This window comes from Clostridium sp. TJA085 (assembly GCF_058310235.1).
In genome coordinates, this window is sequence record NZ_JBZEEZ010000004.1 from 76,122 (window position 1) to 90,857 (window position 14,736).

Annotated in this window: 12 protein-coding genes and 1 pseudogene; 2 read left to right on the forward strand and 11 right to left on the reverse strand. The window is 25.4% G+C overall.

Going from position 1 to position 14,736, the window contains the following annotated elements; all coding sequences use genetic code 11:
• Positions 1–11 precede the first annotated feature (11 nt).
• The 4 genes from AC4FQW_RS10830 to AC4FQW_RS10845 form a co-directional block, all read right to left on the reverse strand.
• On the reverse strand, positions 12–2,012 hold the full coding sequence (locus tag AC4FQW_RS10830; protein ID WP_491149027.1) for a beta-galactosidase trimerization domain-containing protein: 2,001 nt from the start codon (positions 2,010–2,012) through the stop codon (positions 12–14).
• 36 nt (positions 2,013–2,048) lie between these two features.
• A complete protein-coding gene (locus AC4FQW_RS10835) occupies positions 2,049–2,885 on the reverse strand; it encodes a carbohydrate ABC transporter permease (protein WP_303129541.1) in 837 nt (278 codons plus the stop codon).
• A gap of 15 nt (positions 2,886–2,900) precedes the next feature.
• Positions 2,901–3,911 (reverse strand): carbohydrate ABC transporter permease, encoded by a 1,011-nt coding sequence (locus AC4FQW_RS10840; RefSeq protein ID WP_303129542.1) that lies wholly within the window; start codon positions 3,909–3,911, stop codon positions 2,901–2,903.
• Positions 3,912–4,002: 91 nt separating this feature from the next.
• A complete protein-coding gene (locus tag AC4FQW_RS10845; RefSeq protein WP_303129543.1) occupies positions 4,003–5,310 on the reverse strand; it encodes an ABC transporter substrate-binding protein in 1,308 nt (435 codons plus the stop codon).
• A 134-nt stretch (positions 5,311–5,444) separates the two neighbouring features.
• Here AC4FQW_RS10845 and AC4FQW_RS10850 point away from each other — a divergent pair, with 134 nt between their 5' ends.
• Together AC4FQW_RS10850 and AC4FQW_RS10855 are read left to right on the forward strand one after the other, a co-directional pair.
• The gene (locus tag AC4FQW_RS10850; protein ID WP_491149030.1) at positions 5,445–7,214 is read left to right on the forward strand and encodes a sensor histidine kinase; all 1,770 of its coding nucleotides are present in this window, start codon (positions 5,445–5,447) and stop codon (positions 7,212–7,214) included.
• Positions 7,215–7,229: 15 nt separating this feature from the next.
• On the forward strand, positions 7,230–8,720 hold the full coding sequence (locus AC4FQW_RS10855) for a response regulator transcription factor (protein WP_491149031.1): 1,491 nt from the start codon (positions 7,230–7,232) through the stop codon (positions 8,718–8,720).
• A 34-nt stretch (positions 8,721–8,754) separates the two neighbouring features.
• On the opposite strand, the gene AC4FQW_RS10860 is transcribed toward AC4FQW_RS10855, so the two are convergent.
• The 7 genes and pseudogenes from AC4FQW_RS10860 to AC4FQW_RS10890 all read right to left on the reverse strand — a co-directional run bounded on the left by AC4FQW_RS10860 (position 8,755) and on the right by AC4FQW_RS10890 (position 14,736).
• The gene (locus tag AC4FQW_RS10860; protein ID WP_491149033.1) at positions 8,755–9,258 is read right to left on the reverse strand and encodes a GNAT family N-acetyltransferase; all 504 of its coding nucleotides are present in this window, start codon (positions 9,256–9,258) and stop codon (positions 8,755–8,757) included.
• Positions 9,259–9,269: 11 nt separating this feature from the next.
• Positions 9,270–9,641: pseudogene (locus AC4FQW_RS10865) on the reverse strand (DUF711 family protein); the annotation flags it as partial.
• Positions 9,642–9,792: 151 nt separating this feature from the next.
• Positions 9,793–11,154 carry a radical SAM/SPASM domain-containing protein gene (locus AC4FQW_RS10870; RefSeq protein WP_491149035.1) on the reverse strand — a complete coding sequence of 454 codons (1,362 nt, stop codon included), beginning with the start codon at positions 11,152–11,154 and terminating at the stop codon, positions 9,793–9,795.
• Between the two features lie 185 nt (positions 11,155–11,339).
• Complete coding sequence (locus AC4FQW_RS10875; RefSeq protein WP_303129548.1) at positions 11,340–11,906, reverse strand: TetR/AcrR family transcriptional regulator C-terminal domain-containing protein; 567 nt, start codon at positions 11,904–11,906, stop codon at positions 11,340–11,342.
• Between the two features lie 160 nt (positions 11,907–12,066).
• Positions 12,067–13,374: a M20 family metallo-hydrolase gene (locus AC4FQW_RS10880; RefSeq protein ID WP_491149037.1), complete on the reverse strand. Its 1,308-nt coding sequence runs from the start codon at positions 13,372–13,374 to the stop codon at positions 12,067–12,069.
• A gap of 146 nt (positions 13,375–13,520) precedes the next feature.
• The gene (locus AC4FQW_RS10885) at positions 13,521–14,072 is read right to left on the reverse strand and encodes a hypothetical protein (RefSeq protein ID WP_491149038.1); all 552 of its coding nucleotides are present in this window, start codon (positions 14,070–14,072) and stop codon (positions 13,521–13,523) included.
• 154 nt (positions 14,073–14,226) lie between these two features.
• On the reverse strand, positions 14,227–14,736 hold the full coding sequence (locus tag AC4FQW_RS10890; protein WP_491149040.1) for a hypothetical protein: 510 nt from the start codon (positions 14,734–14,736) through the stop codon (positions 14,227–14,229).

Sequence of the window (14,736 nt, forward strand, 5' to 3'; positions counted from 1 at the left end):
TTCCCCATTTCTTAATAACTTATTTCCACCATTTGATGTCCATTTATTTTATTAACAGTAAATTCTAACTTTCCATCTATAATATTAAAATCTACATTTTCATTTTGTGGAACTAATTTAATTGACTTAATATTTTTATCTAATACCATATTTAAATTTAAATTATATATAGGAATTATATCCTCTATAACATCAATTCTTTGACATCTTCTTTCTGGAACATAATGAAGAAGATGAAGTATATATCTACTTTCTTTTTCTTGCTCATTTAAAGTACTTATTATTGTACTTGGCCCGTCATGTTTAACTAATCTATTATCAAGTAGCATATCAATAGCATTTATAAATAACTTTTTACACCATACTGAACCATAACTTTGATATTGTGAGAAGATTTTATGAGCAAAATAAATTGAGTTATCTCCTTTAATTATAGCTGGACCATAAACTTTTCCACTACTTGGTGCATGTTGATGCGAACAGAAATGTTCTGGTGTTCTATTAAAATATGGCTCTATTGAATATGATAAAACTTCAGCACCATCTTGTGCAGAAACCTTTAATGATTCTTCATACATAACATACTCTGTATTATATAAATCTTTAGATAAATTTCCTTCAGGAACTATAAATGTTGGTGCAAATTCTCCTTGTGATTCATAATTAACTTTTAAAAATGGAAGATTAAACTTATTTCCTTCTTCATTTAATCCACCTTCATTAACGGCTATTACTTTACCACCATTTCTTACAAATGATTCTAATTTTTCTTTAAATTCATCATTTACTATAGTTCTTTCTGGTAAAACTAATAATTTGTACTTATTAAAATCCATTTTACTATCAATAATATCAAATTGAAGAGATGCTTCTTGTAACATTCTAGTTGCGCCAGTTATTGCAGGTTTTAGCCCAAATGGACTAACTGCATTATAATCTATAAACTCTTCTGGAGTAAATACAGCAATTTCGCAAACTTGCTTAACATCTTCACACCATGGTTCTTTTTGTTCTACTTCACTATAAACTTTTCCAATTAAATCATAAACTTCTTTTGAAATTTTTCCACTTGGGTCTAATTGATCTCCAATTGAACATTTTGTATTTTGAGCTAACATATTAAAACATTCATATTGAAGTGCTGCTAAATTTTTAAATGAATGAAAATCTCCCCAATAAGTATGGAATTTACCTGTCATTCCTAAACAATCTTTACCTAAATTTCTAGCATATCTAACTGTTATAGGGAAATGCATATATCCCCATCCACCACTTGGTAATGATTCAATTTCAATATGACTATAAGAATCTATTGAATCCTTAAGTGCTGGACTTATATGAGAACCATTATAAAATATAGTTACATTTTTATTTATTTCTTTTACAAACTCAGTCATTTCATGTTTAAATTCATTTAACATCTTTTCTGAGAATTTTAATCTTTCACCTTTTATTGTATAATCTATTCCAAGCTCTTCCATACTCTTTTTACAATTTTCACAAGCACAAGGAACAACCATAACTATATCAAAGAATAATCCATCTGCCTCTGGAAACATTTCTAATATTTCTCTCACATGATTTTTAAGAAAATCTCTGTAAGGTGTATTAACACATAAAAATTCATAAAATCCTGGTTTTCCACCTTCACCTTTAATTATATTGCCGTCTAAATCTTTTGAAACCCACTCTGGATGTTCATCATAAGTAAACTTATCCCATTGAACTGGTAAATATATTGGCGCCTTTATGTTTCTTTCATGACAAGCTTCTATTTGCTCCTTTAATAAGTTTTTGTTTACTAAATTAGGATGAATTCTCTCTTTATTTATTTTTGAATCATAATACAAATAACCATGATGACATCTTGCAAAGCATGTTATTGAATTAACTCTAGCTTTTTCTAAAACTTCCCCAAACTCTTCTTTATTAAAATCTTTACCTATTCCTTCAATTAATGGACTTGTATGAAAATCTAAATGAACTTGTCTACTTCTTGTTTTATAACTCATAAATTCTTCTCCCCCAATTTTAAAATAATTATTCTTTTATCCCTTAACCGCTCCTGCTGTAATTCCTTTTTCAACATGTTTTTGACATGCTATATAAATTATTATTATTGGAATTATAAACATACATATAGCTGCAAATATTGCTCCCTTATCAGATGAATATCTTCCATTTAAACTCATAAGAGCTACTGAAATTGTATACTTTGCTTTATCAGTTAAGAACATAAGACCAAAAATAAATTCGTTATATACTCCTAAAAATGAGAATATAGAAATTGTTGCTGCTGCAGGTTTACTTAAAGGAAGTAATATTCCAAATAATAATCTTAAACGTCCACATCCATCAATAATTGCTGCTTCATCTATTTCCTTACTTATTCCTTTCATATAACCTGACATCATAAATATCGCAAAAGGTAATTGGAATGTTGCATATAAAAATATAAGTGGTATAAATTGATTTTTAAATCCATATCTATTTATAATATCTGCAATTGGAATTATTGTTGTATGCATTGGAATAGTTAATCCCATTACAAAATAAATTAATACTAAATTTCTAAGCTTAAACTTTGTTCTTGTTATTACATAAGCAACTAAAGTAGCTAAAATTACTACTAATATAGTTGTTGAAATAGCTAATAAAAATGAATTAAACACAGCCTTTGCAATATCTGCTTTATTTATTGCAGTTTGATAATTAGTAAAATCTAAACTTTCTGGAAGTGCAAAAGCATCACCGTATATTTGATTTGTACTTTTAAAAGATGACATAAGTGTAAATATTAATGGAGCAATACTAAATACAGCCCATAATATTGCACAAATATACATACCATATTTCATTAATTTATTTTCTTTATTATTTAACATATAATCCCTCCTATTCTAATCATCTTTTGACTTAAATACTCCATTTAATATTAATGTACATATAATTGCAGCCACTAATATTAACATACCTATTGAACTACCATATCCAAAATTATTGTATTTAAATGCTTGATCATATAATAAAGTTACTGGTACATCTGTAGCACCTCCTGGGCCTCCTCCAGTCATAATATAAATAATATCAAAAACCTTAAATGACCCTACTATAGCTAATACAGAGAATATTTTGAAACTTTCCTTCATAAGAGGTAACACTATGTGTATTTGTTCTTTAAATCCATTAGCCCCATCAATTTTTGCAGCCTCAATTAACTCATCTGGTATATTAGTAAGTCCAGCTACAAATATTAACATGTTATATCCAATAAATACCCAAGCATTTACTAATGCAACTGTAAAAATAGCAAATTTAGGATTTCCAAGCCAATCTTGTGCTGCATTATTCATTCCTAAATTTATTAATAATGTATTTAAAGCTCCTCCTGATTTATAAAGTATTAATGTCCACATTAAACCTGTTGCTGCTGTTGGTAAAATTGAAGGTAAAAAATATACTGTTTTGAAAAATCTTTTTCCTTTAATATATCTGCTACTAACTAAAAGAGCTAACAGATACGCAAAAGGCATTATTACAAGAAAACTAACAGCTATAAAAATACCTACATTTTTTAAAGCATTATAAAAAGCTGGATCTTGGAATATATTAAAAAAGTTATCTAACCCAACGAACTTTTTAGGAACTGCTGGAATACCGTTCCACTTTACAAATGATAAATATAATGACTTAATAACAGGTGATATATAAAAGAAAGTATATAGACAAATTGCAGGAAGTATAAATAATATACATGCAGAATTATCCTTTAAACTCTTTTTAAATTTTGATTTCTTCATTTTATTATTTTTTTTATGTTCAACAATTTTATAATTACCTTCTTTAGGTTGTAAATTAAATTTTTCTTTAGCATTTTCTTTTGTCATTGTGTTATTTTCTAACCTTCCCATCCTTTACCTCCTAAACTTATTAATATTCTTTATTAGGTAAAACGGGTCGCAATATATACGACCCATAATATTTTTGCCTAATTAATATAGATTATTTTTTCATATCAGTTACTTTTTGTATTCTACTTAAAGTGTCATCAACACTTGTACCAGCAAACATACCTTGAATTGCATCTCTTATTTCTTCTCTTAATTGTGGATTTTTTGCATAATCTCCTGGCTCAAGTTTTGTATCTTTAACATCTACAAAAACTTCATTAAAGGATTTAGCAATTGGTGTAATATCATCAATTTTTTCCATTGTTGTTACTGGGAATATTCCACCCTTAGATAATTTTTGAGATTCATTATATGCTTGTTCATCAGTTAAATATTTTAATAATTTTATTGATGCTTCTAATTTTTCTTCTCCATTATTTGCTGCTAAGCTTATACCTTCTGAAGTACCTGAATGCCAATTATTTTTATATTCTGGGTGCTTCTCAAAATATGGGAAAGGAATAAAACCTATTTTATCTGGAATATCTGAATCATTTATTTGATTCATAAACCATGATCCATTTAAATGCATTGGTGTATCACCATTTAAAAATAATGATTGTTCTGCACTTGAATCCATAGTTGTTACATTTTCTCCTAAATAACCCTTCTTTTGCCACTTTTGCATTAATTCAAACATTTCTTTCATAACAGGATCATTCCATTTAACTTTTCCATCAATAACATCTTTTGTATATTTAAAATCTGCTCTCTTTAATGCTAAGTTTGCTAAAAGATGTGCACCTCTGAAATTGTCTTTATCACCTAAAACAAATGGTGTTATACCCTTTGATAAAAATGAATCACAAACCTTTTCAAATTCCTCAATTGTTTTAGGTGGTTTTAAACCATTCTTTTCAAATAATTCTTTATTATAATAAATTCCTGTTGCGAAACATGAAACTGGAACACCATAAAATCCATCAACACCTTCAAATTTCCATGCTTCTAACATTGTTGGTATATATTTATCAGCCCATTTCTTATCCTCACTTGCAACAGTGCTTAAATCTAAAAATAATCCATTTTCAACATATTCTTGAAATTGTGTTCCACCATAATTTACAAATAAGTCCGGTGCATCTCCTGTTGCAATAGATGTTTTAAACATATTATTATAAGTTGCTTCATCACCTATAGCTTCATGCTCAACCTTTATATTAGGATTTTCTTCCATAAATTTTTCAATTCTGCTGTTAATCATTATGTCATCAGGACCTTGATCACTACTATACCTTGATAACATTTTTATAGTTACTGTATCTCCTCCACCTTCTGCAGTAGTCTGTTTACTTCCGCATGCAACTAATGATGTCATAGTCATTGCAGCTAATATGCAAGCAATAATCTTTTTCCTCATAAAATATCCCCCCACACTTTTATTTTGGTTAATTTTATGATAACATTTACAATAATAGGTTTAAATGTATTATTTTTCATTTAGTTGTATTATTTTTAGAGTTTACATATTTTGTAAAATTTTAAGGAGGTTTTATGAATCAGTATAAAATTAAAGAAAAGATTATAAATAAATTAAATAATATTAAGTTTAAATCTATTAAAGATAAAGTATTTTACTTTTCTTTCTTTGTTTCTATTTCAATTATATTTTTAATTATTTTTACTTCTTATTTTTTTACATACAGGACACTAAAAAACACTTCAATTTCTAGAGAAAAAACTACTTTAGAATTAATTTCAAATCAAACAGAAATAACTTTAAATTTTGCAGAATCTAACTCCACAAATCTTATGGTTGATAATGATGTACAAACTATACTGAAAAAATGCTCATTAAATAATATATATCCTACTAAAGAAGAAATCTTAAAATTACAAAGAGAAATAGATAAAATTATGTATAAAGATTCTGTTATTTCTGGTGCTATCCTTCATTCTACAAACGGATTTAAAATGCAATCAAATAGCAAATTCATAAGTCTAATACATTCAAATCATATAACTATTGATTTTAATAAATGGTATGGTGGAATATTAGATATACAAGGAAAGCCAAATCTATATATATCAAGACAAATTTTTGATATGAATACAGGAAAACTAATTGGATATTTAGAGCTTTTCATTAAAGAAACCTTTCTTTCAGAAAATTATACAAACAATAAAGGCAAAAGTAATTATATAAATTTCTTTTTAATAAATGATGATGGATTTATAACTTCCTCTTCTAATAGTGAAGACATTACAAATAATATATATAAAAAAATACCTAACATTAAATTTGCTAATAAGGATAATCCATTTTTAATTATTGAAGATAAATCGAAAGATAAATTAACTCTTATGTTATATAATAATAAACTTAATTGGAATATAGTTGCTGATATATATTTAGAAGATATAATCCATGAAAAAGAATCTCTTATAATTTCATTAATAATTTTAATATTTATAGGACTTCTATGTTCTTATATACTATCAAAATTAATTTCAAAATCAATAATAAAACCTATTCATAACTTATATTATGCTATTGCTGAAGTAGAGAAAGGTAATTGGTCTACTGAAATAAAAATTACATCATCAGACGAAATTGGGATTTTATCTAAAAAATTTAATCATCTAATTGTATATATTAAAAATCTTTTAGATAAAATCAAATACGAACAAAATAAGAAAAAGGAATTTGAATTTGAATTAATACAACTTCAAATAAAACCCCACTTTTTATATAATTCACTTGAAAATATATCTGCTCTTATAGAGCTAGAAAAGAATGATGAAGCTGTTAATATGCTAGAAAATCTTTCAACATTTTATAGAAGTATATTAAATAAAGGCAATACATTCATTACAATTAAAGAAGAAATATCTTTAACTGAAAATTACTTAAAAATTATGAAGTACAGATATTATGATATTTTTGATTACAAAATAAACTATGATAAATCTATTGAAAATTTTACTTGTCTTAAATTACTTTTACAGCCCCTAGTTGAAAACTCTATATATCACGGAATTAAAAATAGTAAAACAAAAGGGTTTATAAATATTAATATAGAAAAATTTAAGAACAATATTAAAATAATTATAAAAGATACCGGAATTGGAATGACAGAAAGTGAGTTAAAAAGAGTTATTGAAGGTAAAATAGTCTCCTCTTCAAAAGGTGGATTTGCTGTTAAAAATACTATAGAAAGATTAAATTTATTTTATGATAAAAATTGTACCTTTAATATTATAAGTAAAAAGAACATAGGAACTACTATAATTATAACTATTCCTGCAATTTATAAAAAATAGAAAGGAGACCTTTTTATGATAAATATACTTTTAGTTGATGATGAATATTTAATACGAGCTAAAATAAATAAATACTTAAAGGATAGTATATTTAAATTTGATAATATTTATGAAGCATCAAACGGGTTAGATGCTTTAGAAATAATTAAAAGCAATAATGTAGATATTGCAATAGTAGATATTCAAATGCCATTAATTAATGGAATTGAATTTGTAAAAATTTTAAGAGAAGAATACTATGAAACTAAAATTATATTTTTAACTGGCTTTGAAAAATTTGAATATGCAAGACAAGCTATTCAATACAACATTATTGAATATTTATTAAAACCAATAAAAAAAGATGAACTTTATAATTCAATTGAAAAATGCTTTTCAATTATATATTCTGAACAAAAAAACTTAATAGCTTTAAATGAAATAAATGAAAAAAAGAAATATCAATTTATTATTGATTCTTTATGTGAAGACTTGAATTTAAATTACTCTCCATTAACTATTAAAGATAATTTAAACGTAGTTGTTTCAGTAGAATTAAGTAAAACATCTTATATAATAGACTTGTATAAATTTTTAGATAATAATTTTAAAAGTTATGATGTAATATATGGTCTTTCAAAATATAATAAAATATTAATTTTAGATTGCACTTATTCTGAAAATATTAAAAATTTATTTTCATCCCTTATAAATACAAAATTAGTAGATTACTGCTATTTTAGTACCTCAACTAATAAAATAAAAGATAAAGTATTTGAGTGTTTAACAGTATTTCCATCCAAAATATTTTTTAATAAAAATTGCATATTTTTATTTGAAGAAATAAAATATAAATCATTATCTCTTCCTAATAATTTAAAGTTAGATTTTGAATTATTAGCTAGAACAAATTCAAAAGATAAACTTATATCTAAGCTTATATATTATATGTATGAAATAGAAAAATTTAAAGATATAAATGCTTTAAAAACATTAGTATCATATTTCCTTACAGCCTTAGATATTGTAATTTTAAAAGATGAAAGTAGTTTATCATTAATAGATATGGACTACATAATAAATAATTTATTATATTCTAGCAAAAGTCTAGAAGATATAAAAGTATATTGTATTAGTTATTACAATAAAATAATATCAATAAATAAGCCAACTAAACTTAATGACTCTACTAAAATTATAACAAAAGTTAAAAATTATATAGATAAAAATTATACATCTGAAAACCTAAACTTAGAATATTTATCTAATAAATTTTTTATAAATTCATCTCACCTAAGCTCTACATTTAAAAAAATTACTGGAGAAAGCTTAATTGAATATATAACAAAAAGACGTATAGATAAAGCTAAGTCATTAATCAAAAATAATGAAATAAAAATTTCCGAAATAGCTGAAAAAGTTGGATATAAAGACTATTATTATTTTAGCAAAATATTTAAAAAACATGTTGGTATACCTCCACTTAAATATAAACAGCTATCTTATGATACTATAAAAAATCAGTAAAACAACCTTATATGTTTTACTGATTTCTTCATATTTAAAATAATTTTTCAAAAGCTATTCTTTTACTATTATCTTCTAAATAAATGATACCACAATATTTAAAGCCATTTTTCTTAAGTAATTTTTGCATAGCTATATTGTCCTCATGAGTATCTATTTTTATACTATTTACTCCTCTATTTAAAGAAGTACTTTCTACATATTTTATAATATCAGAAGCTAATCCACTTCCCTTATAATTTTCATCTATAGCAATCCTATGTATAACACAAAATTCTCCATTACTAATCCATTTACCATCATGAATTTCATCATAAGTTTTTTCACCATCGAATGAAATAGCAAGTGTTGCTGCAACTTGATTATTTTTTATTACAACATAGCTTATATCATTTGAAATATCACTTTCTATAGATTTTTCATTTGGATACCCATTTTGCCATTGATCTACATTTTGCATTTTTAAACTTTTCTGTGCTGACTTTATAATTTTCATTATAACTTTCACATCTTCATAAGCTGATTTTCTTATTAACATAAACATCTCCCTTAATTTTTAAATGAATGTATTGGTGCTGGAATTCTTCCTCCTCTTTTAATAAATAATGAAGATGAATATTTATTAACCGGCATAACAAGTGCTCTACCTAAAAGTCCTCCAAATTCAATCATATCACCAACTTTACATCCTGGTGCAGGTATAACCCTAACTGCTGTAGTTCCGTGTGTTCCTACAACTTCTAGTCCCATTTCTTCTAAAATATGTGCAACTGAGTTACCAACAGCTGGAGTTGAAACTAATGATAAATCAACTATTCCAAATGGAACATCTAATCTTTTTGACGCTTCTTTTGCTACTAATTGACCCATTCTTGTTATTTTAAATGCAGTCTTATTTATAGTTTCTGAAACAACATCAAATTTTTATTATAATTTTATACTCATGAAATAAATTTGTCAATTTATACAATATTGATATAAATTTATATTTTTAATAGTATTATTTAATAATTATATATTCATTTTAATAAATAAAAAGTGGCACAAATTCTTGTACCACCTTTTTTATTTATTACTTATTTTTCTTTTTATTCTCTATATTCTCTTTCCATAATGGCTCTGCTCTTTTTGCCCAAGTTTTACCGTATTCTATTGTCTTTTCACATAAAGAATCAACATCTTCTGGATCAATAAATTCTGTTGATTTTGCTCCTGAATTCTTTACCATTTCTGCAATCTTAGGTGCATTATCTAATATTGGACATGGTCTAAATTGATTTTCATTAAATGGTTGATTCTTTTGATATTCTAAGAACAAAGGTTGTCCTAAAGCTTCTATTAATGATACATCTTTAATATTTGCACTTGAATAATGACAGAAAACACATGGTTCAACATCACCATTTGCGTTGATATGACAATACCTTCTACCTCCTGCTATACATCCGCCTACATATTCTGCATCATGCCAGAAATCCATGTTAAATATTGGCTTAGTATTACGCCAAGCTCTTATAGTTCTATATAACTTTTCTCTTTGGTCTGGATTTGCCATTAATGATGTATCTGTTTTACATCCTATTGGCATAAATGTAAAATACCATGAAAAATATGCTCCCTTATCTATCATCAAATCTATAAACTCATCTGATAACACACTATCACAATTTGCTGTAGTAAAGCATGTTGAGAAACCAAAAGGTACATGATTTGATTTCATAAGATCCATAGCTCTCATAATATCATCCCATGAACCTTTTCCTCTTCTTCCGTCTGTTGCATCATCAAATCCTTCAACACTTATTGTTGGAACTATGTTTCCAACTTTACATAAATCATCACAGAATTTTTGATCTATAAGTGTTCCATTTGTAAATATCATAAAAACACAGTCATTATGCTTCTTAGCTAACTTTAATATATCATCTTTTCTTACTAAAGGTTCGCCACCTGTCATAATATAAAAATAAATTCCAAGTTCCTTTCCTTCAGTAAATAACTTATCTAACTGATCATAACTTAAATTTAATGCATTATTATAATCAGCAGCCCAACAACCTATACATTTTTTATTACAAGCTGTAGTTGGATCTACTAATATAGTAAAAGGTATACTATAACCATACTTTTCTATATTTTTATCTATTTCTTCACATCCTCTAATAGCCGCATTTAATAAAAAGTTTGTAAAGACTGTTTCTACTATATGTGGATTTACTTCAGTTGCTATTTTGCTCATAAGCTTAACCCAGTTATTATTTTCTTCTTTTATAAATCCTTCTATAACATCATACTGTTCTTTATAAAGACCCTTGTTATCAAACTTTCTTACTAAGGAAACAATATTACCTAGATTTTTTTCTGGATTTTTTCTTAAATAATTAAGTAGTTGCTTTATTACTAATTGCTCTGCTTTGTATTTTGGACTTAACATAGACCTTTTCCCCCTTTTTAAAAAAGTAAAAACTCTCCTTATTTTATAAATTTATAATTCAATTTTACCTAATTATTTAACATTTTAAATGTACAATCTTACTTTTATGCTTATAAACATATACAAAAAGACAGCTTTGTAGCTGTCTTTTTACAAATTATATAAATTGTATAAATTTAATATAATTATATAAAATTTTCTATTATATTATCTAATGGTTGAGTTAATATAATTTCATATTTTTCTGCTAATTCTTTTGCTGGTATACTCATTCCATTTTCAATCCATTTATTTATTAAATATGTTAAGCCCCTAGCATAATATTCTGCTACATAACTTGGATTAAATATTTCATTTAAATTGCTATAATTTTTTTTACATTTTTTAAACAACTCCAAAAATACTTTTGTTGAATATTTAATCATAATTTCTTCAAAGGAATTTTGTCCTGTTACTTTTACAGCTTGAAAATAAAATTCTTTATTATTCTCAATTCTTGTAAACATATAAGAAATTGCTTCTTTTGGCATATTATTTTCAATAAGCATTTCAATTCCACTAAATATATCATTATGACAAATCTCTTCTAATAACTCATATTTGTCTGAGTAATGATTATAAAAGGTTGGTCTAATAAGAGACGCCCCATCAGTAATCATTTTTACTGTTATTTTTTCAAAGTTGTGTGTTAATATTAATTTTTTGAAGCTTTCTTGTAATGCTAAATGAACTTCCTCTCTCTTAATATTCATAATTCACCTACATCCATTATTTGCTTTTATTATATAATAAGTCCTTTATTACTTTTTAATCCCATTTATTATAATGTATCATATATGCTTTTTTTAGTAAAACAACCTTATTTAAGCTTAAATATATTCTTCTCAATAATACTTCTAATTAAATAAATTACTAACATTTTTCAGAAAGTATCTTTATTATAATTCCACAATAAACTTTAACTGCATTTATCATATCTAATTCATTAAAATCAAATTTTTCTGAATGATGTTCTCCTCTAAGTTCACTACCAAACATAATATATGATGCTTTTCCTCCATTTTCTTGAACTTTTTTCATCATATAACATATATCTTCGCTAGCCCCAAAATCTTCTTTTTCAATTATACTTTCATAATAATTTATTTCCTTTGCTATATTTTCAATTATTTTTATTAATTCATAATCACTTTCTCCACTTATTGATTTCCCTACACATTTAATATCAACATGTGTATCATGCATATCTGCTGAAGATTTTAAAATTCTTTCTGCATATTCTTGCATATATTCATTTAGATCAGTTGTTTCACCTCTAGTTTCTATTTCCATAAACGCTCGTCCTGGTATTACATTTCTTCCACTTCCAGCAACTAATTTTCCAACATTTATTCTAGTAGTTCCTTCACTATTTCTTGGTATTGCATCTAAATTTAAAACTGCTGTTGAAGCTGAAAGTAATGCATTATGTCCCTTTTCTGGAGCTACACCAGCATGTGAAGCCTTTCCTTTAAATTCTGCATTAATTTTAGTAGTCGCTAAAAAACCATCTGTCCCACATACTATTTCTTTAGATTTTCTTGCTTTTATTCCAATATGACCACCAATTAAATAATCTACATCATCTAAAACTTTTGATTCTGATACAGCAAGTGCTCCACTAACCCCTTCTTCTGCTGGTTGAAATATAAGTTTTATTTTTCCTTTAAATTTATCTTTAAGCTTTGAAATAACTTCTGCAACTCCTAACCCAATAGCAATGTGCCCATCATGTCCACATGCATGCATTACTCCATTATTTACAGATGAAAAACTATACTTAAAAGGTATATGAGAATTATCATTGCTTTCACTTACTTTAACTGCATCGATATCAAATCTTAAGGCTATTGTAGGGCCTTCTCCATTTTCTAAAACTCCTACTACTGCTGTATACCCTCCTTTCATCCTTTTGGAAAGCTCTTTATATGCACCTTGTTTTATGGCCCTATTATAACCTTCATCTAAAGATTCTAAATTAGGAATATTCATTCTATACCTATCATTTATAAGTTCTTTTCCTATATAAACATCATATCCCATATCTATTAAGGCTTTACCTATTAAAGAAGCTGTTCTAAATTCCATCCATGCAATCTCAGGAAACTTATGAAAATCCCTTCTATAATTTATTATTTTATCTTCTATATCATTAACTAATTCTTCTATTAATTCATTCACTAAAAACACATCCTTAGTTTAATATTACATTTATTATTATGAATATAAGTAAAATTTTATTTATCTTTCTTTTAAATAAATATTTGTTATGTTTGATTACATTAAAAAGAAGATAATTTATATTTCTAAAATTATCTTCTACTATATTATTTTATTTTTATATGACTCCATGCTAGTCCTAATTTTATTTTTCTAACTTGTTCTGGACTAATATTAAAATGTTCTGCTATTTCTGTTGATGTCATTTTCCCTTGAGTTGCTAAAACCTTTATTTTTCTAGCCTCCTTTTCAGTAAGTTTTGCTCTATTATGTTTTTCTCCTCTTTTACATTTTGATAACTTTTTTTTATGTTCTTCTGTAAATCCCTCTTTAGTTCTTTGATAATTAAGAGTTGGATCAAACTTTTCTATATATTCTTTAGACTTTTCTTTAAGTTTATCAGATTCTAATATTTCTAATATATCTACACTAACTCCTGAATCGCCTATATCATTATATAATTTTTTTAATTTTCTATTCATTCCATTATTATGCTCTAATTGTACTAATGTAGTTATAAAAGCCTTTGCTATAGAATTACCATAAGTTATATATGAATCTTCTTGTCCAATATTTATTTTTATTATTCCACTTGTATTTATTAAGTCAATATCTTTATACTTTTGTAAATCATTTATGTAGCTCTTATAATTTCTCATTTTTATCCCCCTAAATAATTACCTACAATATACCAATTACAATTTTACCATATTAACCTATTTTTTATAAAGCTTTGCTAAAATGTAATTTTAATTTTAAAATAAAAACAGACAACTTAAAATTGTCTGTTTTTTAGTATCAGCTTTAAATATATTATTTAAAACACTTTCCTATATTTAATACTTTTTCAACTTCTAAACAAATATATTTTGCTAATTCATCTTTAGATTTTTTTAGCATTTTATTATTGTATTTAAAATATTTTTTTATTATACATATCATTGAATCTTTACTTTTAGATTTAAGTTCTTTTTCCATTAATTCTTTACTAGAATTATTGTATAAAATAAATGGATTTATCATCTCATTTTCATCTGTTATTTTTTTTAAATCCTTCATATTTTTTTTACTTATAGATATATCTATTTTATATTCTTCTCCATCATTAATTAAATTTAAAGCTTCTTTAAGTAGATTTAAAATATCCTTTTCTTTATTATTATAAAAACTTTCTTCTTCTCCTATTTTTAATAAACCTTCTTTTTCTAATTTATTATATACCCTTGAAACTGTAGACTTATTATATTCATTATTTAAATCTTCTCTTTTTTCTCCATTTAATAATCTTTCTTTTATCTCATATAATATACCTTTTCTACTCAT

Coding starts and splice junctions, on each gene's coding strand:
- AC4FQW_RS10855 (WP_491149031.1), top strand. CDS start 7,230: ATGATAAATATACTTTTAGTTGATGATGAATATTTAATACGAGCTAAA.
- AC4FQW_RS10835 (WP_303129541.1), bottom strand. CDS start 2,885: ATGTTAAATAATAAAGAAAATAAATTAATGAAATATGGTATGTATATT.
- AC4FQW_RS10875 (WP_303129548.1), bottom strand. CDS start 11,906: ATGAATATTAAGAGAGAGGAAGTTCATTTAGCATTACAAGAAAGCTTC.
- AC4FQW_RS10870 (WP_491149035.1), bottom strand. CDS start 11,154: ATGTTAAGTCCAAAATACAAAGCAGAGCAATTAGTAATAAAGCAACTA.
- AC4FQW_RS10850 (WP_491149030.1), top strand. CDS start 5,445: ATGAATCAGTATAAAATTAAAGAAAAGATTATAAATAAATTAAATAAT.
- AC4FQW_RS10840 (WP_303129542.1), bottom strand. CDS start 3,911: ATGGGAAGGTTAGAAAATAACACAATGACAAAAGAAAATGCTAAAGAA.
- AC4FQW_RS10860 (WP_491149033.1), bottom strand. CDS start 9,258: ATGTTAATAAGAAAATCAGCTTATGAAGATGTGAAAGTTATAATGAAA.
- AC4FQW_RS10845 (WP_303129543.1), bottom strand. CDS start 5,310: ATGAGGAAAAAGATTATTGCTTGCATATTAGCTGCAATGACTATGACA.
- AC4FQW_RS10830 (WP_491149027.1), bottom strand. CDS start 2,012: ATGAGTTATAAAACAAGAAGTAGACAAGTTCATTTAGATTTTCATACA.
- AC4FQW_RS10885 (WP_491149038.1), bottom strand. CDS start 14,072: ATGAGAAATTATAAGAGCTACATAAATGATTTACAAAAGTATAAAGAT.
- AC4FQW_RS10890 (WP_491149040.1), bottom strand. CDS start 14,736: ATGAGTAGAAAAGGTATATTATATGAGATAAAAGAAAGATTATTAAAT.